General features: G+C 59.8%; 18 protein-coding genes. 8 read left to right on the plus strand and 10 right to left on the minus strand.

What is annotated here, in order from left to right; translation table 11 throughout:
- Positions 1-31: 31 nt before the first annotated feature.
- The gene (locus tag AACS18_RS00720; protein ID WP_108613461.1) at positions 32-1,648 is read left to right on the plus strand and encodes a peptide ABC transporter substrate-binding protein; all 1,617 of its coding nucleotides are present in this window, start codon (positions 32-34) and stop codon (positions 1,646-1,648) included.
- A gap of 247 nt (positions 1,649-1,895) precedes the next feature.
- Here AACS18_RS00720 and AACS18_RS00725 read toward each other — a convergent pair whose 3' ends face one another.
- From AACS18_RS00725 to AACS18_RS00745, 5 genes are all read right to left on the minus strand, one after another.
- Positions 1,896-2,330 (minus strand): YcgN family cysteine cluster protein, encoded by a 435-nt coding sequence (locus AACS18_RS00725; protein ID WP_075112995.1) that lies wholly within the window; start codon positions 2,328-2,330, stop codon positions 1,896-1,898.
- Between the two features lie 156 nt (positions 2,331-2,486).
- Positions 2,487-4,769, minus strand: coding sequence for a formate C-acetyltransferase (gene pflB, locus AACS18_RS00730; protein ID WP_108613462.1), 2,283 nt, complete (start codon positions 4,767-4,769; stop codon positions 2,487-2,489).
- Positions 4,770-4,815: 46 nt separating this feature from the next.
- Positions 4,816-5,664 (minus strand): formate transporter FocA, encoded by an 849-nt coding sequence (gene focA / locus AACS18_RS00735; RefSeq protein WP_005333620.1) that lies wholly within the window; start codon positions 5,662-5,664, stop codon positions 4,816-4,818.
- Between the two features lie 381 nt (positions 5,665-6,045).
- On the minus strand, positions 6,046-7,806 hold the full coding sequence (gene ycaO / locus AACS18_RS00740) for a 30S ribosomal protein S12 methylthiotransferase accessory factor YcaO (RefSeq protein WP_005352574.1): 1,761 nt from the start codon (positions 7,804-7,806) through the stop codon (positions 6,046-6,048).
- A 193-nt stretch (positions 7,807-7,999) separates the two neighbouring features.
- On the minus strand, positions 8,000-9,433 hold the full coding sequence (locus tag AACS18_RS00745; RefSeq protein WP_108613463.1) for a glycoside hydrolase family 1 protein: 1,434 nt from the start codon (positions 9,431-9,433) through the stop codon (positions 8,000-8,002).
- Positions 9,434-9,599: 166 nt separating this feature from the next.
- Between AACS18_RS00745 and AACS18_RS00750 the strand changes: the two genes are divergently transcribed.
- The gene (locus AACS18_RS00750; RefSeq protein WP_108613464.1) at positions 9,600-10,463 is read left to right on the plus strand and encodes a LysR family transcriptional regulator; all 864 of its coding nucleotides are present in this window, start codon (positions 9,600-9,602) and stop codon (positions 10,461-10,463) included.
- Positions 10,464-10,499: 36 nt separating this feature from the next.
- Here the strand turns inward: AACS18_RS00750 and AACS18_RS00755 are convergent, their stop codons facing one another.
- Entirely contained in the window at positions 10,500-11,249 is a 750-nt protein-coding gene (locus tag AACS18_RS00755; protein ID WP_108613465.1) for a substrate-binding periplasmic protein, read from the minus strand.
- A gap of 189 nt (positions 11,250-11,438) precedes the next feature.
- The gene (gene metE / locus AACS18_RS00760) at positions 11,439-13,703 is read right to left on the minus strand and encodes a 5-methyltetrahydropteroyltriglutamate--homocysteine S-methyltransferase (RefSeq protein WP_108613466.1); all 2,265 of its coding nucleotides are present in this window, start codon (positions 13,701-13,703) and stop codon (positions 11,439-11,441) included.
- Between the two features lie 302 nt (positions 13,704-14,005).
- Between metE and AACS18_RS00765 the strand changes: the two genes are divergently transcribed.
- Positions 14,006-14,914 carry a LysR substrate-binding domain-containing protein gene (locus AACS18_RS00765; RefSeq protein ID WP_108613467.1) on the plus strand — a complete coding sequence of 303 codons (909 nt, stop codon included), beginning with the start codon at positions 14,006-14,008 and terminating at the stop codon, positions 14,912-14,914.
- A 5-nt stretch (positions 14,915-14,919) separates the two neighbouring features.
- Here AACS18_RS00765 and AACS18_RS00770 read toward each other — a convergent pair whose 3' ends face one another.
- A complete protein-coding gene (locus tag AACS18_RS00770) occupies positions 14,920-15,855 on the minus strand; it encodes a LysR substrate-binding domain-containing protein (protein WP_058058730.1) in 936 nt (311 codons plus the stop codon).
- Between the two features lie 192 nt (positions 15,856-16,047).
- On the opposite strand from AACS18_RS00770, the gene AACS18_RS00775 reads away from it, so the two are divergent.
- From AACS18_RS00775 to AACS18_RS00790, 4 genes are all read left to right on the plus strand, one after another.
- Entirely contained in the window at positions 16,048-16,785 is a 738-nt protein-coding gene (locus AACS18_RS00775) for an isochorismatase family protein (RefSeq protein ID WP_108613468.1), read from the plus strand.
- A gap of 58 nt (positions 16,786-16,843) precedes the next feature.
- Complete coding sequence (locus AACS18_RS00780) at positions 16,844-17,743, plus strand: pirin family protein (protein WP_108613474.1); 900 nt, start codon at positions 16,844-16,846, stop codon at positions 17,741-17,743.
- Positions 17,740-18,999 carry an MFS transporter gene (locus tag AACS18_RS00785; protein WP_108613469.1) on the plus strand — a complete coding sequence of 420 codons (1,260 nt, stop codon included), beginning with the start codon at positions 17,740-17,742 and terminating at the stop codon, positions 18,997-18,999. Before AACS18_RS00780 ends, AACS18_RS00785 begins: the two co-directional genes overlap by 4 nt.
- Before the next feature lie 100 nt (positions 19,000-19,099).
- Entirely contained in the window at positions 19,100-20,002 is a 903-nt protein-coding gene (locus tag AACS18_RS00790; RefSeq protein WP_005352600.1) for a LysR family transcriptional regulator, read from the plus strand.
- A 124-nt stretch (positions 20,003-20,126) separates the two neighbouring features.
- Here AACS18_RS00790 and AACS18_RS00795 read toward each other — a convergent pair whose 3' ends face one another.
- The gene (locus tag AACS18_RS00795) at positions 20,127-21,017 is read right to left on the minus strand and encodes a LysR family transcriptional regulator (RefSeq protein ID WP_108613470.1); all 891 of its coding nucleotides are present in this window, start codon (positions 21,015-21,017) and stop codon (positions 20,127-20,129) included.
- A 101-nt stretch (positions 21,018-21,118) separates the two neighbouring features.
- On the opposite strand from AACS18_RS00795, the gene AACS18_RS00800 reads away from it, so the two are divergent.
- Complete coding sequence (locus AACS18_RS00800; protein WP_021231373.1) at positions 21,119-21,757, plus strand: NAD(P)-dependent oxidoreductase; 639 nt, start codon at positions 21,119-21,121, stop codon at positions 21,755-21,757.
- 53 nt (positions 21,758-21,810) lie between these two features.
- On the opposite strand, the gene AACS18_RS00805 is transcribed toward AACS18_RS00800, so the two are convergent.
- Positions 21,811-21,978 carry a hypothetical protein gene (locus AACS18_RS00805; RefSeq protein ID WP_181363371.1) on the minus strand — a complete coding sequence of 56 codons (168 nt, stop codon included), beginning with the start codon at positions 21,976-21,978 and terminating at the stop codon, positions 21,811-21,813.
- Positions 21,979-22,148 lie beyond the last annotated feature (170 nt).

Here is a 22,148-nt window from a genome sequence, read left to right on the forward strand (position 1 = left end):
TTTGGAAGCAAATAAAACTCAAGGATTATCAATGAACAAGACTCTCATTGCCGGCATGGTAGCCGGACTGTTTGCCCTTCCCGCCTGGGCTGCCCAGGTGCCTGCCGGTACCAAGCTGCTGCCGGATGCCCAACAAATCTACGTGACCAATATCGGCACCGAACCCACCACCATCGACCCCCAGCTGGTAGAAGAGACCGCCGGTAGTGCCATCGTCAACGATCTGTTTGAAGGGCTCTATGAGCTGGATAATACCGGCAAGATCAAACCAGCAGGCGCCGTCAGCTACGACGTCGACAAGACAGGTACCGTCTACACCTTCAAGCTGAGGCCCGAGGCCAAGTGGTCAAACGGTGAACCTGTCACCGCCGCCGATTATGTCTACGGCTGGCAACGGGCGGCCGATCCCAAGACGGCCTCCAACTACGCCTGGTTTATCGAGTTGACCGGAGTGGTCAATGCAAGCGAGGTGACCCAAGGCAAGAAGAGCCCGTCAGAGCTCGGGATCAAGGCGCTCGATGACCACACCCTGCAGGTCACCCTGAAAAATCCGGTCCCCTTCTTCCTGAAGACGCTGGCCCACTACACCACGTTCCCGGCCCCCAAGGCCACCATCGAAAAATACGGTAAGGATTGGGTCAAACCGGGCAATATCGTCTCCAACGGTGCCTTTGTGCTCAAGGAGTGGACCCCCAACGAGCGGCTGAGTGCCGAGCGCAATCCCCACTACTGGAACAACCAGCACACCGTCCTGAACAAGGTGATCTATCTGGAGATCGTCTCCGAAACCGCCGCCTACAACCGCTATCGCACCGGTGAACTGCACTACACCACTTATCCGCTGGAGCAGTACAAACAGCTCAAGAGCAAGAGCCCGGAAGAACTGGTCAGCGTCCCCACGCTGGCCAGCTATTACTATGTCTTCAATACCCAGCGCAAACCGTTCGATGACCCGAAAGTACGCAAGGCGCTTTCGCTCGCCATCGACCGGGAGACCATCACCGACAAGATCCTGGGACAGGGACAAATTGCCGCATATAGCTTCACGCCCCCCATTGTGGACGGTTTTGAATTGAAAAAACCGGCCAGCCAGCTGCAGAGCAAAGAGGAGCGGATCAAGCAGGCCAAAGCCCTGTTGGCCGAAGCGGGCTATGGCCCGGACAAGCCACTCACAGTGGACATTCTCTACAACACCAACGAGAGCCACAAAAAGATTGCGCTGGCCGTCTCCTCCATGTGGAAACACAACCTGGGGGTCACTGCCACCCTCAACAACATGGAGTGGAAGACCATGGTCTCGGCACTCAACGAGGGGGATTTTGGCGTTAGCCGCTATGGCTGGAACGGGGATTATAACGATGCCTCAACCTTCCTCGACATCATGACCTCCAGTAGCAGTGCCAACAGCGGCAAGTGGTTCAACAAGGAGTACGACGCCCTGCTGGCCAAGGCCCACGACTCGCTGGAGCCCGCTGAACGCAATGCCCTGTATCAACAGGCAGAGGCACTCATTGATGCGGATGCCCCCATCGCCCCCATCTATTTCTCGGTCAAATCAAGGTTGCTCAAGCCTTTCGTGAAAGGCTACCCCCACCTTAACCCGCAGGATGTGGTCTACAGCAAGGAGCTCTATCTGGTTGCCCAATAGACACTGACTGAACAGATCAACCAGACTTGCTGACCTTTGTTGTAGTGATGGTCAAGAGAGGCCGCTTCAAGCACAGGTCATCTGAGTGGGACCGCTGATATCTACAACAAGCGAACGCCAGAACCGCCTTCTGAACGACAAAACCCCCGATACGCTATATCGGGGGTTTTGAGGTAGAAAACACAAGCTAAAAATGGGTGACGTTTTCAGCTTCTAGATCAGGCCACATTGCACTTGGTCGCTTGGCTCAGCTGGCCCAAGTGATTATGTGATCAATCCACTCACCAGCCTGCTCCTCGTGAACCACTTTGCCACGTACAGATTGACCCGCCTGATGCATGGCAGAGCGACTGCCGGTCAGCAGCGGATGCCACTCTGGCAGAGTATCCCCGTCAGCTAGTAAACGATAGGCACAAGTAGAGGGGAGCCAATCATATTCGGCAATCTTGTCGTGAGTTATCTGCAGACAGTCAGGCTCTTTTTTGAAGCGATTAAGATAATCGGAACACTGGCAGGTCTTGGTATTGAGCAGGTTACAAGCCACATTGGTGAATACAAGCTCATCTGTATCTTCATCAATGAGCTTGTTAAGGCAACATTTACCGCAACCATCGCAGAGGGATTCCCACTCGGATTCAGTCATCTGCTGCAGACTCTTGGTCTGCCAAAAGGAGGATTGCATCATACCGCTCACTTAATATGCCTTCTCAAACGCGTGGTTATACCTATTGTCATCCTGAATTTCAAGGTTGGCATTGTCCACGGAGTTCTTTAGCAATAAAAACCAAACATAAAAAAACCGGCGCCTTGGCGCCGGTTTTTGCTCACTATCTCTCGATTACAGAGAAGCAGTGAAGGTACGGGTGATGACGTCTTGCTGTTGCTCTTTGGTCAAAGAGTTGAAGCGAACGGCATAACCGGATACGCGGATGGTCAACTGCGGATATTTCTCCGGATTTTCCATGGCGTCCAGCAGCATTTCACGGTTCATCACGTTAACGTTCAGGTGCTGACCACCCTCTACGTTGGATTCGTGGTGGAAGTAACCGTCCATCAGGCCAGCCAGGTTGGCTTTCTGGGCTTCCATATCTTTACCCAGTGCGTTCGGAACGATGGAGAAGGTATAGGAGATACCATCTTTAGCGTAAGCGAACGGCAGCTTGGCTACGGAAGTCAGGGAAGCAACAGCACCTTTCTGGTCACGACCGTGCATCGGGTTTGCCCCCGGGCCGAACGGAGCACCGGCACGACGGCCATCCGGGGTGTTACCGGTCTTCTTGCCATATACCACATTGGAGGTGATGGTCAGAACAGACTGGGTAGCAACAGCACCACGGTAGGTGTTCAGCTTCTGAATCTTCTTCATGAAGCGCTCAACCAGGTCACAGGCGATATCATCGACGCGAGCGTCGTTGTTACCGAACTGCGGGTATTCGCCGTCGATTTCGAAGTCGATGGCTACGCCATCTTCGTCACGAATCGGCTTGACCTTGGCGTACTTGATGGCAGACAGGGAGTCAGCGGCTACGGACAGACCCGCGATACCACACGCCATGGTGCGATATACGTCACGGTCGTGCAGCGCCATCAGAGAGGCTTCGTAGCTGTACTTGTCGTGCATGTAGTGGATGATGTTCAGGGCAGCAACGTATTGCTTGGCCAGCCAATCCATGAAGTGGTCCAGACGATCCATTACGTCGTTGTAGTCGAGGTACTCGGACTTGACCATTTCGGTTTTCGGACCGACCTGGATCTTGAGCTTCTCGTCCATACCGCCGTTGATTGCATACAGCATGGTCTTGGCCAGGTTGGCACGAGCACCGAAGAACTGCATCTGCTTACCAACGATCATCGGGGATACACAGCAAGCGATGGCGTAGTCATCGTTGTTGAAATCCGGACGCATCAGATCGTCGTTCTCGTACTGAACGGAAGAGGTCTCGATGGATACCTTGGCACAGTACTTCTTGAAACCGACCGGCAGCTTCTCGGACCACAGGATGGTCAGGTTCGGCTCAGGGGACGGGCCCATGGTGTACAGAGTGTTCAGCATACGGAAGCTGTTCTTGGTGACCAGGGTACGGCCATCAACGCCCATACCAGCCAGGGTCTCGGTAGCCCACATCGGGTCGCCGGAGAACAGTGAATCGTATTCCGGGGTACGCAGGAAGCGAACCATACGCAGCTTCATGACCATGTGGTCCATCAGCTCCTGGGCTTCTTGCTCGGTGATCAGGCCTTTCTGCAGGTCACGCTCGATGTAGATATCCAGGAAGCTGGAGGTACGACCGAAGGACATGGCTGCACCGTTCTGGGACTTGACTGCCGCCAGGTAGGCGAAGTAGGTCCACTGGACAGCTTCTTTGGCGTTCTTGGCCGGTACGGAGATATCGCAACCGTACTTGGCAGCCATCACCTTCATCTGTGCCAGGGCACGGTGCTGCTCGGAGATCTCTTCGCGCAGACGGATGGTAGCTTCCAGGTTGACGCCGTTTTCCAGGTCAGCTTGCAGGGACTTGAACTGGGCCAGTTTGTCGGCCATCAGGAAGTCGATACCGTACAGGGCTACACGACGGTAGTCACCGATGATACGGCCACGGCCGTAGGCATCCGGCAGACCGGTGATAACACCAGACTTACGGCAGTTCAGGATGTCTTTGGTGTAAACGTCAAACACGCCCTGGTTGTGAGTCTTGCGGTACTCGGTGAAGATCTTCTCGACCATCGGGTCCAGTTGACGACCGTACACTTCGCAAGAAGTTTTAACCATCTTGATACCGCCGTTGGCGATGATGGCGCGCTTCAGCGGCTTGTCAGTCTGCAGACCAACGATCTGCTCCAGGCTCTGATCGATATAACCGGCATCGTGTGCGGTAATGGTGGAGGGCAGGTCAGTATCAAAATCGACCGGCGCGTGAGTGCGGTTCTCGATTTTGATCCCTTCCATGACCTTGTCCCACAGCTTGGTGGTCGCTTCGGTCGCGCCAGCCAGGAAGGACTCGTCACCTTCATACGGGGTGTAGTTCTTCTGGATGAAGTCACGGGTGTTGACAGAGGTCTGCCATTCACCGGCCGCGAAGCCTTCCCATGCTTTTTGGAACTGTTCGTTAAGTTCTGCCATTTTTCATTACCTCACACGGTATTGATGTAGTATCCCGCAATCATCCTTAATGATGACGACGGAAGATAAACCAGTAAGTCAGACCAACCATCACGCCACCACCGATGATATTGCCGATGGTCACGGGGATGAGGTTGTGTAGGACGAAGTTGGATACGGTCAGGTCAGCAAAGGTTGCCGGATCCTGGCCGATGGCCTGCCAAAATTCCGGACTAGCCACGCTGTGGATAGCGATACCAACCGGAATCATAAACATGTTTGCGATGCTGTGCTCGAAACCTGATGCAACGAACATGGCAACCGGCAGCAGCATAACCACTACCTTGTCAGTCGCGCTGCGGGCACCAAAGGCCATCCAGGCAGCAAGACATACCATCAGGTTACAGAGGATACCCAGCGCCACCGCTTCGAAGAAGGTGTGGTGAATTTTGTGTTGGGCCACTTTGAGGGCGTTAAGGCCCCACTGACCGTCTGCGGCCGTGTACTCGGCAGAAACGATGATCAGCGCCACCATCAGCAGACCGCCAATCAGGTTGCCGAAGTAGACCAGACCCCAATTCTTGAGCAGCTGAGCCCAGCTGATGCGATTGGCAGCCTTGGCCACCAGCGTCAGGGTGGTAGAGGTGAACAGCTCGGCACCGAGCAGCACACAGAGAATAAGTCCGAGAGAGAAGCAGAGACCGCCCACAAGCTTGGCCATACCCCAAGGCATGGAACCGGTTCCGGTAGTCACTGTGATGTAGAAGATAAATGCGATGGCGATGAAAGCGCCTGCGGTGATGGCCAGTGGAATGACCTTGTATGCCGGCTTGGTAGCCTTGGCATAGGTGATGTCTTCAGCCAGTGCAGCGATGGCTTCGGGCTTGAGACAATCGAATGGAGATTCAGCTTTCAATTATTTTCTACCTGAATGTTTTGCCTGTTGAAATCATAACAAAGGGCCAAATAGCCAAAATTGACATTGATCAAGTTTATCAGAGTGCGAATGTAATTTTACTACAAATATTTTAGTGCGATGGCTACGCCACTTTACACCAGGTATCAGCTGAAACAGAAATATCACATTTTTAATGCAATGATTTTAAAGAATTTATTCCAGAGCATGGAAATATGGTATTGGCAAGATATCTTTGCAGATCGACTGCACATCCCCTGCCCTGCCATCAACCCCCTTAGGGGTATTTTTTGTTTTTTATTTCATCTTTGAATAACAATCCCGTGCCTTGCCGCACGATAAACAGAAGGGGCCACACGGCCCCTTCCTTTACAACAACAATCACGCCCAGTGATGGGCTCGCTTGGCCTTCTGCAGCTTCTCGTAAGCCGCCAGCAGCTTCTGGTGCAGCGGAAACTGGGAGAGCGACAGGTCGGCCGCCTCCAGACCGTGGAAGCGTGCTTCGCCAGTGGCGTTGGCCCATGCCTGTGCCAGCGTCTCTTCACCATACATGCGAGTGAAGACGGCGCGATACTGCTCGGGGTCGCGCTCCTCGTCGAGGAACAACTCGACGCAGGCACGGAGAGCGCGGTAGTAGCTGGCACGCTCGGCAGTAAACACCGACTGGTTGAACTCCATGGTCCAGTCGATGAGATCCAGCGCCGTCTCCAGCTCACCGGCGGCCAGCGCCAGCATGGCTTTCAGCTCGCCAACGCGCAGGGTGTGCAGTGCGGTACCCTTGGCAGCGGCGATGCCCAGCAGCTCGCGTACACGGGTACGCTCGTCGTGCCCCTCTTCATCCAGTTGATCAAACAACGCCATGTACTGCTCGGCATCCCAATCAAGTGATGGCAGCGCCAGGATCACTTCGCGCAGGTTGGCGCCCATGTTGTTGTTGGCCAGCAGCAGATCTTCGGCCGGATAGATGTCGGACATGCCCGGCACCAGAATGCGGCAGGCGTAGACACCCAGATGCTCGTAGTCGGCGATATAGACCGGCTGCTCCAGCTCATGGAAGATGCCGATCAGGTGATCAAACTCCTCCTGCGAGGTGCCACGGAAGTCCCAGTCGGCAAACTCGAAGTCCGCATCCTGCTTGAACAGATCCCAGCTGATAAGGCCCGAGGAGTCGATGAAGTGGGTCTCGAGGTTGTGGTGATCCGCCACCTGCTCGTTGTCGAATGACGGCGGCACAAACACGTCGAGATCCTTGAGACCACGGCCCTGCAGCAGCTCGGTGACGGTCCGCTCGAAGGCCACTTCGAAGCGCGGGTGGGCGCCGAAGGAGGCAAAGCAGGTACCGTTGCTAGGGTTGAGCAGCACCACACAGATGACCGGATAGCGGCCACCCAGGGAAGCATCGAAGCTGTAAATGGGGAAGCCTTCCGCTTCGAGCGCAGCGATGGAGGCGGCAATCCCCGGATAACGGGCAATGACCTCGTCCGGGATCAGCGGCAAGCTGATGGCCTCGGCGATGATCTTGTTCTTCACGTGGCGCTCGAACACCTCGGAGAGCGCCTGGGTGCGCGCTTCGGTCTTGGTGTTGCCAGCGCTCATGCCGTTGGAGACATAGAGGTTGCCGATGATGTTCATCGGGATGTAGACGGTCTCGTGATCGGACTGACGCTCGAACGGCAGGGCGACGATACCGCGCTCTTCGTTGTTTGACTGCAGATCCACCAGCATGTCGGCGGTCACTTCACCATCCGGGTTGTAAAACTTGCGGGTGAAGCTGTCGAGCAGACCGGCCGGGAACTGGTCACCCTCGATGGGGAACCACTTCTCGTTCGGGTAGTGAACGAAATCGCCGTTGGCGACCTGCTCGCCCAGATAGAAGTCGGCGAAGAAGTAGTTGGTGGAGAGACGCTCGAAATATTCGCCAAGGGCAGACGCGAGGGCCGCCTTCTTGCTGGCACCCTTGCCGTTGGTAAAGCAGAGGGCGCACTCTTTGTCGCGAATATGCACCGACCAGACGTTCGGCACGGGGTTGAGCCAGGAGGCCTCTTCAATATCAAAGCCCAAGGCTTGCAGCTTGGTCTGGAAGCGTTCGATGGAGTCTTCCAGCGCCGCGTCCTTGCCGGGAATAAAAGTGTGGTCAGTCATCACGATATCCTGATTTTTATTGGCTCATGTTCGGCCGCAGATAATAGCAGGGGTCGGCGGCTTTGGCAGGACAAAAATCAGCAAACAGGGATGAGTCGCACGGTGAGAAACCGGCTTGCCCCCTCTCCCCCGCCACAAACAGCGCGGGCCCGGGGATTGCCCGGGCCCGCTGGTTACGCGACGCAATACATCGTCAGAGCTGCTTGCCCTGGCTCGCAATCACCTGGCTGTACCAGTGGAAGCTCGACTTCTTGATCCGGCGAAGGGAGCCCCCCTGCTCGTCACGCTCCACATAGACGAAGCCGTAGCGCTTCTGATAGCCGTTGAGCCAGCTCAGGATGTCGGTGAACGACCAGGCGCAGTAGCCGAGCAATTCCACCCCATCCTGCATCGCCTCCTTGCACGCCTTGACGTGGCTGCGCAGGTAATCGATGCGGTACTCATCGTTCACCTTGTCGCCCGCCTCCAGCTTGTCGAACTCGCCAAGGCCGTTCTCGGTGATCATCAGTGGCAGGCCGTAACGGGAAGAGAGGCGACGCAGGGCGATGCGCATCCCGGTCGGATCGATAGCCCAGTCCCAGTTGCTGGTCTCAAGGTGCGGATTGGGCGCCGTCTTGTAGAGGCCGGGAATGCCGCTGGACGGCGTGGTGCCCTTCTTGCCGGTGGTGTTGATCCGCTGCAGGGTCTGACCGCCCAAGGGGTTATCAGTGTAGGTCAGGGTGTAGTAGTAGTTGACGCCGATGTAGTCGGGCGTCCCCTCGCGCAGCAACTCCATATCGCCCGGCAGGATCTCGGGCGCCTCGCCGTTTTCCCGCAAGTAAGCGAGCGCCGCCTGCGGATAGCGGCCAAAGCAGTAGGCATCCAGCCACCAGAGGTTGTTGAACTCCTCGGCGTTCTCGTAGGCCAGCATATCTTTCGGGTCGCACGACGCCGGATAGGCTGGGGAGTAGGCAAAGCTCGGGCCGATGAGGCCATTTGGCACATGCTGGCGAAACGCCTTGATCACCCGGGCGTTAGCCAGAAAGGCGATATGGTTGGCGGCGAAGAAGCGCTTGCGATCCTGCACAGCGGGCGGATGGGTGCCGAGCTGATAGGCGTTAGTCAGGTTGTAGTTCTGCTCGTTAAGCGACACCCAGTACTTCACCTTGCCGGCAAAACGCTGATAGAGGGTCACGCAGTAGCGCTCGAAATCCTCGATAATGCGTCGGTCTTCCCAGCCGCCGTACTCATCTTGCAGCGCCTGCGGCAGATCCCAGTGATAAAGGGTCAGCACCGGTTCGATTTTGTGGGCCAAGAGGGTGTCGATCAGCTTCTCGTAGAAGGCCAGCCCCGCCTCGTTCACCTCCCCCCGACCGGTGGGATAAATGCGCGGCCAGCTCACCGAGAAACGGTAAGCCTTGAGCCCCATCTCGGCCATCAGCGCCACGTCCTCTTCCATGCGGTGGTAGTGATCCACCGCCACATCGCCGTTGCTCCCCTCAAAGGTCTTGCCCGGCAGCTTGGTGAAGAGATCCCACACCGAGGGCCCCTTGCCATCGGCATTCCAGCCCCCCTCCACCTGATAGGCAGCGGAGGCGGCGCCCCACAGAAAATCGCTCGGGAAGTCGTTGAACTTGTGGTGATGCATCTGGTGCTGCTCCTTCTGCGCTGATGGTGTCAGCCATCTCTGATAACTCGGCGCCCCCTGTCGGGGCGCCCGAAATGAATTGGCATAAGCATCCATCACTTCTAAAATTCCGTCCAATGACAAATTTGACCACTCAACATTCCCAACAGGAATGAAAGGAGCCCTGATGGAGCTACGGGATCTGAAAGCCTTCGTCACTCTGGGGGAGGTGCTGCACTTCGGCCAGGCGGCGGTACGCCAGCACGTTACCCAGTCGGCCCTGAGCAAACAGATAAGGCGACTGGAGGAGGAGCTGGGCGGCGAGCTGTTCGAGCGCAACGCCAGTACCACTCGCCTCACCGGACTGGGCAGGGCGCTGTATGAGGATGCCCGCGCAGTGGTCATCCAGAGCGAGCTGCTCTCGCGCACCGCCCGCGACGTGCTGGCGGGCAATGTCGGCACCCTGCGCATCGGCTTTGGCGTGGCCACCAAGATCCTGGTGCCCGCCGCCATCGCCCGCTTTCGCGCCGAGCGGCCGCAGGTGACCATAGAGCTCAACGATCTCTCCACCCACCACCAGCTGCTGGCGCTCAGTGAAGGCAAGCTGGATCTGGGCTTTTGCCGCCTGCCCGCCCCCAAGGGATGGCACGCCATGCCGGTGGTCGAGGCCCACTTCGTCGCCGTGCTGCCCGCCAGCTACCGCGATGTGAGGGAGTTGGCCGATCTGGTGGACAAGCCACTGGCGATCCTGCGTCGGGACAAGGCGCCATCGTTTTACGATCACCTGATGAACTATCTGGCCCAGAGCGGACTGCGCTTTCGCGATATCCTGTACGTCAACGACTTCGCCGCCGGCGTCGCCACCGCGGCCGCGGAGATCGCCTGGACCCTGGTCCCCTCCTCCACCACCATAGAGCACCCGGATGTGCTCACCCTGCCCCTGAGAGATGGCGAAGCCTGCTGGACCATTGGCCTTATTCGTCCGCCCCACAGCAAGGGGCCCTTGATCGACGCCTTCTGGGCAACCATCGCCGATATGACGCCGAGATAGACACGCAGTGGAAAAACAGCAGATGGCAGCAGCGCATCAACGATAGCGTTCGACGATACGCGCCAACTCGCCGCTTTGTCGCAGCTGTTGCAGGGCACTGTTGAACTCGGTTATCCGGGTATTGAAGCGGGAGTGCTTGCCGATGCAGAGATTGAACGGGGTAGAGGCAAGCTGCAGCGGCACCTCGACCACCAACCCGGAGAGACCCAGCTGGTTGAGTTTGAAGCGTGCCACCAGTGGGTCGGTCACCATCAGATCCCCCCGACCCGCCGCCAGCATTTTGAAGACATTATCGACATTGATGGTGTGATGAACGGTGAAGCCCGCCAGGTTCTCCTTGCCCCAGCCGTTACCGAAATAGTCGAGAAAGGTAAGTGATTTGAAGTCGCTCAAGCGGCTGGCTCGCTGAAACTCCGCCATGCGGGGATGGGCACGCTGGGTAAAAATAGTTAGCACAGTGGTAGTGACCGGCTCTTCCACAACCAGGGTATAACTGCGCCGCTCCCGGGTTGCGATGGTCACGAAGCCATCGGCCTGCGCCATCCGCACCAGTTTTTGCGCCCGTTGCCACGGATAACCTTCATGGCGCACCCGCAGCCCCATCTGCGCCGCCACCCGATTCATCACGTCGATCATCAGCCCGCGCATCTTGCCCTGTTCGTCACGCCACGAATATGGGGCAAAGTCGTCAAAGTAGACCATCTTCAACTCGGCCGCTGGCGCCGCCCATGCACTCTGCCACATCAGCAATCCCCACAGGATTGCGCTCCTCATACCAACACCCATGGCCGCGACTCCATCCACTCCTGCCACCTCTGAGCCTAGTGCAAAGCGGGCTGTGGCAAGGATCAGGAGCCAGTGAAAATAGTGACCAGAAAAAGAGAGGGGAAGCAGTGGCTTCCCCTCTCCCGTCAGCTTGTCAGCTTGTCAGCTTGTCAGCACGCCACCTTATCGATAGCGGTCACGACCTTCTGCTCACGCCAGCTCGGCGCGCAGCGCTTTGGTTGCATCGACCATCACCTTGAGGGCAGCTTCCGTCTCTTCCCAGCCGCGGGTCTTGAGGCCGCAGTCCGGGTTGACCCAGAGCCGCTCGACCGGGATCTGTTTGGCCGCCTTGCGCAGCAACCCCTCAATCCAGCTCTGACTCGGCACGTTCGGCGAGTGGATGTCATAGACGCCCGGGCCAATCTCGTTGGGGTAGTTGAAGCGCTCGAACGCTTCGAGCAGCTGCATCTGGCTGCGGCTGGTCTCGATGGTGATCACATCCGCATCCAGCGCCGCCACCGCCTCGATGATGAGGTTGAAGTCGCTGTAACACATGTGGGTGTGGATCTGGGTGCTGTCCGCCACCGGGCTGGCGCTCAGGCGGAAGGCGCGCACCGCCCAGTCGAGATAGGCCTGATGATCCTGTTTGCGCAGGGGCAGCCCTTCACGGATCGCCGGTTCGTCGATCTGGATGATCTTGATGCCGGCAGCTTCCAAGTCAGCCACCTCGTCGCGAATGGCCAGCCCGATTTGCAGGGCAGATTGCTCGCGGCTCACGTCTTCCCGCGGGAAGGACCAGCAGAGGATGGTCACAGGGCCAGTCAGCATCCCCTTGACCGGCTTGTCGGTCAGGCTCTGGGCAAACTGGGTCCACGCCAGGGTCATGGGGGTCGGGCGGTCGATATCACGGGTGATCACCGGCGGCTTGACGCAGCGGGAGCCATAACTCTGTACCCAGCCGAAACGGGTAATGGCAAAGCCGTCCAGCAGCTCACCGAAATACTCCACCATGTCGTTGCGCTCGGCCTCGCCGTGCACCAGCACGTCCAGCCCGATGGCCTCCTGACGCGCGATGGCATCGCCGATCTCCGCCTTAATGCCCGCCTCGTAGGCGCTGTCATCGATGCGACCGGCGCGCCAATCCTGCCGCAATACCCGGATCTGCGAGGTCTGCGGGAAGGAGCCGATGGTGGTGGTGGGCAGCAGCGGCAGCTTGAGATCCGAGCGCTGCAGCTCGGCCCTGACCGGATAGGGGCTGTGGCGATCAAAATCGCTGTTGGTGAGGCTGGCGAGCCGTGACTGCACCGCTTTTTTGTGCACCCGGCTGTCGGACTCCCGATCGACGATGGGCTGGCTGTAGGCGGTGATTTTGTCGAGCTCGCCCCCATCCAGATAGTCTCTGAGCAGTCCCAGCTCGAAACATTTTTGCAAGGCGAAGGCGAACCAGCTGCGGGTCTGGGGATCCAGCTCCTGCTCCAGGGTCAAATCCACTGGGCTGTGCAGCAATGAGCAGGATGAGGCCACCCAGAGCCGCTCGCCGAGTTTGGCTTTCAGTGCCTTCAGGGTCGGCGCCAGCTTGGCCAGATTGGCGCGCCAGACGTTGCGGCCGTTGATCACCCCGGCGGAGATGACCCACTGGGCGGGCAGATGCGGCACCAGCGTCTCCAGCTGCTCGGGGGCGGCCACCAGATCCAGGTGCAGGCCATCTACCTTGAGGCTGGTGATGATGTCGCGCTGATGGGCAACCGAACCGAAATAGGTGGTGAGCAGCAGCTTGCAAGGGCCCGCGAGGCGCTCGTAGGCGTTGAGGTAGGCCAGCCGCCACTCGTCCGGCAAGTCCAGCGTCAGCGCCGGTTCGTCGATCTGCACCCACTCAACTCCTTGGGCGGCCAGTTTGGCCAGGATCTCCTGATAGACGATGAGCAGGCGATCGAGCAGTTCAAGGCGCGAGAAGCCGCTCTCTTTCTCCTTGCCAAGCCACAGATAAGAGACCGGCCCCAGCAACACCGCCTTGACCGGCAGCCCCAGCGCTTTGGCCTCTTCCACCTCGTCAAACAGCTGGCTCCAGCCCAGTTTGAAGCGCTGATCACGGCTGAATTCCGGCACCAGATAGTGATAGTTGGTGTTGAACCATTTGGTCATCTCGGCGGCGGCCGCCGCCGGGCCGGTCGGCGCACGGCCGCGGGCCACCCGGAACAGGGTGTCGAGATCGGTCTCGCCATGGCGGTGACGGGCAGGCACTGCATCCACCAGCAGACTGGTGCCGAGCACCTGATCGTACCAGGCAAAGTCGCCCACCGGCAGCAGATTGACCCCGGCGCCGTGCTGGGCCTGCCAGTGGCGCTCACGCAGCGTCTTGCCCACGGCAACGAGTTCGGCCTGAGTGGTCTCGCCACGCCAGTAGGATTCGAGGGCAAATTTCAGCTCGCGCTTGGCGCCGATACGGGGGAAGCCCAGATTGTGTGCTCGTGTCATAGGTTCATTTCCTTATGCTCATTCATCTGATGGGAAACTGGATGATTTAGCCATCCAGATGTTTACACATCCAAAATGACAAGATAAGGTGACGCTGGCTATTGAATCCTCTTCAAGTGGCTCTCAAATAATCCTCAACTGACCGCCGAACAGGTTCACCGCGAGGATACAGAAGCCCGCTTTTGCATGCGTTAAGAAGCGCAGTAGCAAGAAGGCAGGATCAAGGGGTGCAGGAGGCTAAAGGCCGGGCCACCGCCGACAGCCACATCAACGCCATACGCAATCTCACAAGGAGCCATCTTATGGCAGTGCCAAGCAATGCAGGGATAGAGATCAAACACTTGAAAACATTGACCGCGCTGGCCGAACAGGGCTCGCTGGCGGGTGCGGCGCTGATCCTCAACCTCACCCAGTCCGCCCTCTCCCACCAGCTCAAAGAGCTGGAGACCCGCCTCAATCTGGAGCTCTACCTGCGCAAGAGCCGCCCGCTGGTGCTGACCGCAGCCGGCAGCCAGCTGCTCGCCCTCGCCCGTCAGGTGTTGCCCGCTCTGGCCCAGACCGAGAAACAGTTGCAAGCCCTGCAGAGCGGCGATGCGGGCAGGCTGCATCTGGCGCTCGATTGCCACAGCTGCATCCAGTGGCTGTTGCCGCTGTTGCCCGATTTTCGCCGCCAGTGGCCGGGGGTGGATCTGGAGGTGGAGTCAGTGCCGGGCTTTGATGCCATCAATGCCCTGCTCGGCGGCCAGCTCGATCTGCTGCTCACCTCCGATGTGCAGGCCCGCGGCGATCTCCACTTCGAGCCGCTGTTTGCCTTCGATCTCACTCTGGTGATGGCGCCGGATCACCCCCTCTGCCACCAGAGCCGTATCGAGCCGAGCGATCTGGAGTCGGAGGTGCTGCTGGTCTATCCGGTGGAGCGCAGCCGCATGGATATCTTCAGCCGCTTTTTGCAGCCCGCCGGGGTGGAGCCCGCCCGCTGCAAGCCGGTGGACAACACCTCGGTGATGCTGCAGATGGCCGCCGCCGGGCTCGGCGTCGCCGCCCTGCCGCGCTGGGCCAGCGACGAGTTTGTCAGACAGGAGATGCTCTGCACCCGCCCCCTCGGGAGTGGTATTCGTCGCCATATGTACGGCGCGGTGCGGGCCGCCGATCGGGATCAAGCCTGCCTGCAGAGCCTGTTCGAGCGCATTCGCACCAAGATGGAGGGATAGCCCCCTCAGCGAGGCTGGCCGACCTCTGCCAGCAGTGCAGGCAACTGCGCCTTGATAAAGTCGATGAGGGCCCTGACCGCCGGTGACAGACCGCGCCGCGCGGGATAGAGCATCACCAGCTTGCCATCTTTGGGACGCCACTCGGGCAGCAGTTGTTGCAGCCGCCCATCCGCCAGCTCATTCACGCAGGCGTAAAGTGGCAAGCCCACCATCCCGAGCCCCGCCAGCGCAGCCTGTTTGAGGGTTTGCACATTGTCGCTGCGCAATAGCACATTGACCGCCACCTCCTCACTCTCCCCACTGTCGTGCCGCAGCCGCAACAGATCGGCCTGACGCTCCAGCGAGCTGAAGAGCAGGGCATCCTCTCCTTCCAGCTGGCGTGGATGCGCCAGCGCATTGTGGCGCGAGAGCCACGCCGGGGTCGCCAGCACGCCCCACTGCACCGTACAGAGCGGCACCTGCACCAGACTGGAGGGGGGCTGCTCGAAGGCCACCCCGCGGATCACCACATCCAGCCCCTCCTCCAGCAGATCCACCTGCCGATTGCTGGCTTGCACGGCGAGCCTCACCTTGGGGTATTGCGCCATAAAAGCGGGCAGCAAACGGGCAAGCAGCGCATCGGCCATGGTAATGGGCACGCTGATGCGCACCAGACCGCTCGGCTCCTGCTGCCGTTGCCGCACAGCCGCCTCTCCCGCCTGCGCTTCGGCCAGCATCGCCTGACAGTGGCGATAGAGCACCTCACCGGCATCGGTCAGGCTGAGTTGGCGCGAGGTACGTTGCAGCAGCCGGGTATCCAGCCGCTCCTCCAGCAGCCGGATCCGGCGCGAGATCCGCGACTTGGGCACGCCAAGCGCCCGCGCGGCAGCAGTGAATCCCTGTCGCTGCACCACATGGGTGAAGAGATAGAGATCATTCAAATCAAGTTCCAGTGGTGTCATCGGGCAGCCTTTGTCAGGGTGAGGTGCATTCACATCGTTCCATTGGCGGAACGATAAGAACCCATTTCACCAGATTGTCGCCATTTTTGCAGCCATCATAATGGCCCTGTCCCCATCAGACGGTTGCTGCGCGGGCAATCCGCCCCACCAGCAAGGGCCGTTTGACTGTTCCGATATCACAAGGAGTTCACCATGAAACTGCGACAAATCTGCTCTGCCACCCTGCTCGGTCTGGCGACCCTGACAGCCACATTGGCCACCACAGCGACACCGGTCATGGCCGCCGAGGCTGCCAGCCATCCGACTGTATCACCCAACCGCTATCTGGAGATGCTCTCCCGAGACAATGCGGTACTGCTGCTGGTCGACCATCAGGTCGGCTTGCTGAGCGGCGTGCGCGACACCACGGTGGGCGAGCTCAAGCACAACGTGGTGGCGCTGGCCAACGCCGCCCGCGCCCTCGGCGTGCCGGTGATCGTGACCGCTACCATGCCCGATGGCATGTGGGGCCCCACCATGCCTGAACTGACCAGTGCCCTGCCGGATGTGAAGGTGATCAACCGCACCGTCATCAACGCCTGGGACGATCCCGCCGTGCGCGCCGCCATTGAGAAGACCGGCCGCAAACAGCTGATCATCGCCGGGGTATCCCTCGAGATCTGCGCCAGCTTCCCGGCCCTCTCTGCCAAGGCTGCCGGCTATGATACCCGGGTAGTGCTCGATGCCTCCGGCACCTTCAACGAAGCCAAGCGCACCACTGGGCTGCAACGCTTGCTGGGGGCCGGTATCCCGGTCACCGACTACGCCTCTGCCGCGGTCGAGATGCTGCGCAGCAACGTCGACCCCAAGGCGCACGATGTCTATAGCGCCCTCGACATGCCTTTCGCCACCCTGGTGTGGCAGATGCAAGAGGGTGCCAAGAAGTCGTAACTCGCCCGCCTTCGGTCAGATGACCGAAGGCATCTTTTATCTTCAAGAGGTTATATCGATGACCAGACGCCTGACTCTCTCCGCCCCCGTCAAGGGCCAACCGCTGCGCATTGGCAGCGGCTTTGCAGCCAGCCATTTTGGCGAACACTTTTTCAACGGTCTGATAGACCCCGTGGTGATGGTGGATCACTTCCAGATGACCGCCCCCACCTTCGAGCCCCATCCCCATGCCGGGATCTCTGCCGTCACCTATCTGTTCGAGGATTCGACGAGCCCCCACGTCAACTACGACTCCCTCGGCAATCAGGGCCCCATCGAACCGGGCGCGCTCCACTGGCTGGTGGCCGGGCGCGGGGCCGTACATACCGAGCAGCCGGAAGGGGCATCCCCCTATGTCCACGCCCTGCAGATCTTCGTCAACCTGCCTGCCCGTCAAAAGATGATGTCGCCTTTTGCCGTCCACGCAGCCGCTGCCACCATCCCCGAGTTTCATGGCGAAGGGGTGCGAGTACGGGTGGTCGCAGGCCACAGCAACGGGATAATGGCGCCACACTCGGCAGAGCTGCCACAACCCTTTACCCTGCTCGATGGCCATTGCGCGCCCGGCAGCCGCTTCACCCATCTGCTGGCGGCAGGCTGGAATGCGATGATCTATCCCTTGACCGGACCGCTGACCCTGCAGGCGGAGGGAGAGCGGCACCTCATCCCGGCAGGTCACGGGATGGGTGTCAGCCTCTCTGCCGATGGCGGCGAGGCGGTGGCTCTGCAGCTTGAGGCCACCGAGCCCTGCCACTTCGTGCAGCTCTCAGGCCAGGCGCTCAATGACCCCCTGGTCAAACATGGCCCCTTCGTCATGAATAGCCACGACGCCATTGCAGATCGGCTGCATGCCTATCAGCGCGGCGAATTTGGTCAGCTCAACGATGAGTGGCTGCGCAACGGCCAATATCGGCCATGAGCACGCTCGCTGGCCATCAGCCACAAATCACGCGCTGGCCTCTGGTCTTCCTCGCCATTTTTGCCGGTGCCAGCGGCGCCCTCTGCCTTGGCAAAGTGCCCGCCGTACTCGGCATACTGCGCAGCGAGCTGGGGCTGACACTGGTCGAAGCCAGCTATCTCGCCTCAGCTTTCAATACGCTGGCGATCCTCTGCAGCCTCTTTCTCGGCCTGCTGCTGACTCGCTGGAGTGGGCGGCAAACCGGGGTTGTCGGGCTACTGGTTATCGTCACAGGCGGTACGTTGGCGCTGCCCGCCACCGGGCTGGCCATGATGCTGCTGTCGCGCATTGTCGAGGGGATTGGCTTTTTGCTGGTCTCAGTGGCCATGCCCGCCTTTATCGTGGCGGTGACCCGGGAGGAGGATAAACGGCTGGCCATAAGCCTGTGGGCGGTCAACCTGCCTCTCGGGGCGGCGGCGGGTATGCTGCTCACCCCCTGGCTCACGGCGCAAGGTGGCTGGCGACTGGCCTGGCTGATCCTGATGATCCCACAACTCTCTGCCCTGCTGCTTCTGCTCGCCAGTCGCTCGGCAGATGGGCTGCGGGTCGGGGGGCCCCAAAGCGCGGCTAACGCAGGCCGCCCACTGCGCCAGCTCACGGTGCTCCGACAACTGACACTCTGGCGCTACGGGTTGGCGTTCACGCTCTACAGCCTGATGCTCTGGGCGCTCTTTGTCTGGCTGCCAACCATGTTGCAAGGCACTCCCAGGATTGGCCAAAGCCAGATTGCCCTGCTCTCTGCGCTGGCGGTGGTCGCCAATATTCCCGGCAACCTGATGGGGGCATGGCTGCTGCGCCGGGGCGTGGCACGAGATCGGCTCATCAACTGGGCACTGGGCCTGATGGCGCTGTGCGGCATGCTCGCCTTCTGGCCCGGCCTGTCGCCGTGGTGGGCCTATGGACTCTGCCTCGCCCTCTCCCTGGCGGGCGGTATGGCGCCACCAGCCATCCTCTCGTCTGCGCAGGGAGTGAGTCAGGGGCCAGTGCAACTGGCCATCGTGCAGGGCTTTTTTGTCCAGCTCGCCAACTTCGGTCAGCTGCTGGGCCCCCTGTTGCTGGCCGCCCTGATGACGCACAATGGCCATTGGGGAAGCGCTCGCGGGCTCTTTCTGGGCGGCTTGCTGCTGGTCGCGCTACTCTATGCCGCGGACCACCTGCCGGGCTCAAGCATGGCTGCAAAACAGGCTCGATCGCATTCGCGGCAAGATGGAAGATGACGAATAGAGAGGGAAACATCACAGTTATCGCAGGGAATGCTGGCCGGACAAGAGGCTGTTCAGTATGTTAACTGTTTAATCTTGCTTAACGGTAGCCACCATGTCTCAAGTCGATCTCAATCTCTTTCGCGTCCTCGATGCGGTGATCCGCTATGGTGGTGTCACCACGGCCGCCGAGATGATGGAGATGACCCCCTCGGCCATCAGTCAGGCCATCAGCCGCCTGACCACCCTGGTGGGTGAGCCGCTGTTTGTCCGCCAGGGACGCGGCATCACCCCCACGGCGCGAGCGCTCAGTCTGCACCACGAGATCATGGTGCCGCTGCACGACATGGAGCGCAGCCTGCAGCGTACCGATCTCTTTGATCCCCAGACCAGTCGGCGCACCTTTCGCATCGCGGGGGTGCCCGATATCGATATCTTCTTCCTGCCGGAGCTCAACAACCTGCTGCAGACCCAAGCCCCCAACTGTCAGCTGGAGTGGAACACCCAGGTGCAGGACGAAGCCTTGCGCCAGAACAGCCTCTATCTGCACAGCGTGGATCTGGTGCTGGCCACCAAGCCGATGGCGGAGCAGGGGATCGAAAACGAGCAGATCATGTCCCAGGCCCTGCGCATCGCCTGCCGCAAGGATCACCCCAGGATCCGCCAAGCCCCCGACATGGCCACCTTCTTCAACGAAAAGCACGTGGTATTGCAAACCAGGCGGCTCGACAGCTTGCTGCTCAACACCTTGACCAAGGCGCCGCTGCCGCCGCGCCAGATTGCCTACGAGAGCGACTCCCTGCTCACCGCCCTTCATCTGGTGAGCCGTACCGACTGGCTCTGCGTCGCCAGCCAGTGGCACATGGAGAAGCTGGGGCAGGCGCTGGATCTGGCCAGCTATCCCCTCCCCTGGCTCTCGGAGGATTGCCCCGTCTACATGAGTTGGCACAAGAGCTCCGGTCAGGATACCGGGCTTAATTGGCTCAAAGATCAGGTGCGGGCCGTCAGTTCGTTTTAAGTATGCTTAACAGTCAAGCATGCCCATCTCCTCATCCGGGCTATCGCTCTTCTCGACAAACCGCCTTATGGATAATTCCCCTTCAGGATAATCGGGCGCCTTTTCTCAACCATTAAGGCGCAGCTCATGACGACATCGTCGTGCCGAAGTAGCTGCGCAGCGCCTCCACCACCCGTCGCACCTTCTCCGGGATCTCCCGCTGCGGCGTGATGGCGTGGATCTCCATCGGCACCACCCGAAAACCGGGCAACAGTTCGAGCAGACGCCCCTGCGCCAGATCCTCGCCAATTTCTCCCTCCGGTTGTAGCGAGATCCCCTGCGCCGCCAGCGCAAACTGGCGCAGGGGCAACACGTTATTGCAGAGCACCTTGGCCTTGAACCTCACCCTGTGCTCGCCCCCCTTCTCATCCTGCAGCAGCAAACCGTTGCCCAGCATGTCGCCGCAGAGCCAGTCGTGGGTGGCCAGATCGGCGGGCGTGCGCGGCGTCCCCTTGCGCGTCAGATAGGCGGGGGCGGCGCAGAGCAGCATCCGGGTTTGCCCCAGTTTGCGGGCCACCAGAGTCGAATCGGGCAAAGTGCCGACCCGCAATGCCACGTCGATCCGCTCAGCAATGAGATCCCGTTTCTCGTCGTCGGCGATGATCTGGATAGTGAGGCCGGGGTGGGCCTGCAGCAGCGGTGAGAGGGCCAGCGCCAGCGGCTGGCCCGCCATCCCCACCGGGGCGGTGATCCGCACTTCCCCGAGCAGGGCGTCGCGCACCTCCGAGAGGCGCAGCTCGGTCTCGCTCAGGGTCTGCTGCAACGCCCGACACCCTTGCCACACCACCTCTCCCGCCTCGGTCAGACTGAGACGACGAGTGGAGCGATGGAGCAGGGGCAGTCCGAGCAGGCTCTCCAGCTGGCTGATATGCTGACTGACGGCGGAGGGGGTCATGCCAAGAGACTTGGCTGCCCCTGTCATGCTGCCCGCTTCCACCACGGCGGCGAAGATGGCGTAACGTCTGAGCTGTTCCATTATTAAATCCAGCTTATAAGTGAATGCATTTTTGAGGTTATTATTAAATCATAAATGGCGGCGTAGGATAGCCCCATTCCCACAGTGAAGGAGAGTTCCCCATGAAGATTGCCCTGATCGGTGCGAGCGGTTTTGTCGGTTCAGCCATCCTGAACGAGGCCATCAGCCGCGGCCATCACGTCACCGCCATCGTCCGCGATGTCAGCAAGGTGGCCGCCCATCCGCAGGTCACCGCCGTGGCGGTGGATGCCCAAAACCCGCAGGCATTGGCCGAGGTGCTCAAGGGGCACGATCGGGTGATCAGCGCCTACAACCCGGGCTGGACCACACCGGATATCTACGACCAGTACCTCAAGGGCGCCAACGCGATCGTCGCAGCAGCCAAAGCGGCCAACAGCTGGCTGCTGGTAGTAGGTGGCGCCGGCAGTCTGGAGGTTGCCCCCGGCGTGCAACTGGTGGATACCCCTGAGTTCCCGGCTGAGTGGAAACAGGGGGCACTGGCGGCCCGCGACGGTCTCACCGCCCTGCGTCGTGAAACCACCCTCGACTGGCGCTTTGTCTCTCCCCCGGTGTTCCTCGAACCGGGCGAGAAGCGCGGCGGCTATCGGATTGGTGGCGATCAGGTGCTGTTTAGCGGCGAACAGCCTGCCGGGATCACCGCTGGTGATCTGGCCGATGGCGTGCTGAACGAGGTGGAAAAACCGGCTCACCAGCGCCAGCGCTTTACCCTGGGTTACTGAGAGCCAGCAGGCGGTTAAGGCCAGAATACGCGGTCACTCGCCTGTGCTTTCGGTCAGGTGAAAAACCGCTCAACCAGAAGGGAGGCATCCGCCTCCCTTCTGTTTTGGCCATTTTCTGTTTTGGTCATTTTTGCCGCTGGCAGCTTGCCTCTGGTTATCACTCTCCTTCCCATCATTTCCCATTCCGCCCTTAATGGCTGCGCAAAAAGCAGCCACTCCATTACACACCGAATTCCATTTCGAATTTTGTATATAACTAAGAATAATTTGTTGTTTCCGTCTTATAACACCGAACAGTAGGATCCCCTTCATTCCAGATGGCGCCACACCGCTGCGCATACCGCCACACTGTCGCGCCATCCCGTTTGCCGCTCATCAGACCTGCCCGCAC

The organism is Aeromonas sp. HMWF015 (genome assembly GCF_963878965.1).
In the GTDB taxonomy this organism is placed as follows: domain Bacteria; phylum Pseudomonadota; class Gammaproteobacteria; order Enterobacterales; family Aeromonadaceae; genus Aeromonas; species Aeromonas veronii.

Coding starts and splice junctions, on each gene's coding strand:
- AACS18_RS00720 (WP_108613461.1), top strand. CDS start 32: ATGAACAAGACTCTCATTGCCGGCATGGTAGCCGGACTGTTTGCCCTT.
- AACS18_RS00725 (WP_075112995.1), bottom strand. CDS start 2,330: ATGCAATCCTCCTTTTGGCAGACCAAGAGTCTGCAGCAGATGACTGAA.
- pflB (WP_108613462.1), bottom strand. CDS start 4,769: ATGGCAGAACTTAACGAACAGTTCCAAAAAGCATGGGAAGGCTTCGCG.
- ycaO (WP_005352574.1), bottom strand. CDS start 7,806: ATGACTGACCACACTTTTATTCCCGGCAAGGACGCGGCGCTGGAAGAC.
- AACS18_RS00745 (WP_108613463.1), bottom strand. CDS start 9,433: ATGCATCACCACAAGTTCAACGACTTCCCGAGCGATTTTCTGTGGGGC.
- AACS18_RS00750 (WP_108613464.1), top strand. CDS start 9,600: ATGGAGCTACGGGATCTGAAAGCCTTCGTCACTCTGGGGGAGGTGCTG.
- AACS18_RS00755 (WP_108613465.1), bottom strand. CDS start 11,249: ATGGGTGTTGGTATGAGGAGCGCAATCCTGTGGGGATTGCTGATGTGG.
- metE (WP_108613466.1), bottom strand. CDS start 13,703: ATGACACGAGCACACAATCTGGGCTTCCCCCGTATCGGCGCCAAGCGC.
- AACS18_RS00765 (WP_108613467.1), top strand. CDS start 14,006: ATGGCAGTGCCAAGCAATGCAGGGATAGAGATCAAACACTTGAAAACA.
- AACS18_RS00770 (WP_058058730.1), bottom strand. CDS start 15,855: ATGACACCACTGGAACTTGATTTGAATGATCTCTATCTCTTCACCCAT.
- AACS18_RS00775 (WP_108613468.1), top strand. CDS start 16,048: ATGAAACTGCGACAAATCTGCTCTGCCACCCTGCTCGGTCTGGCGACC.
- AACS18_RS00780 (WP_108613474.1), top strand. CDS start 16,844: ATGACCAGACGCCTGACTCTCTCCGCCCCCGTCAAGGGCCAACCGCTG.
- AACS18_RS00785 (WP_108613469.1), top strand. CDS start 17,740: ATGAGCACGCTCGCTGGCCATCAGCCACAAATCACGCGCTGGCCTCTG.
- AACS18_RS00790 (WP_005352600.1), top strand. CDS start 19,100: ATGTCTCAAGTCGATCTCAATCTCTTTCGCGTCCTCGATGCGGTGATC.
- AACS18_RS00795 (WP_108613470.1), bottom strand. CDS start 21,017: ATGGAACAGCTCAGACGTTACGCCATCTTCGCCGCCGTGGTGGAAGCG.
- AACS18_RS00800 (WP_021231373.1), top strand. CDS start 21,119: ATGAAGATTGCCCTGATCGGTGCGAGCGGTTTTGTCGGTTCAGCCATC.
- AACS18_RS00805 (WP_181363371.1), bottom strand. CDS start 21,978: ATGGAGTGGCTGCTTTTTGCGCAGCCATTAAGGGCGGAATGGGAAATG.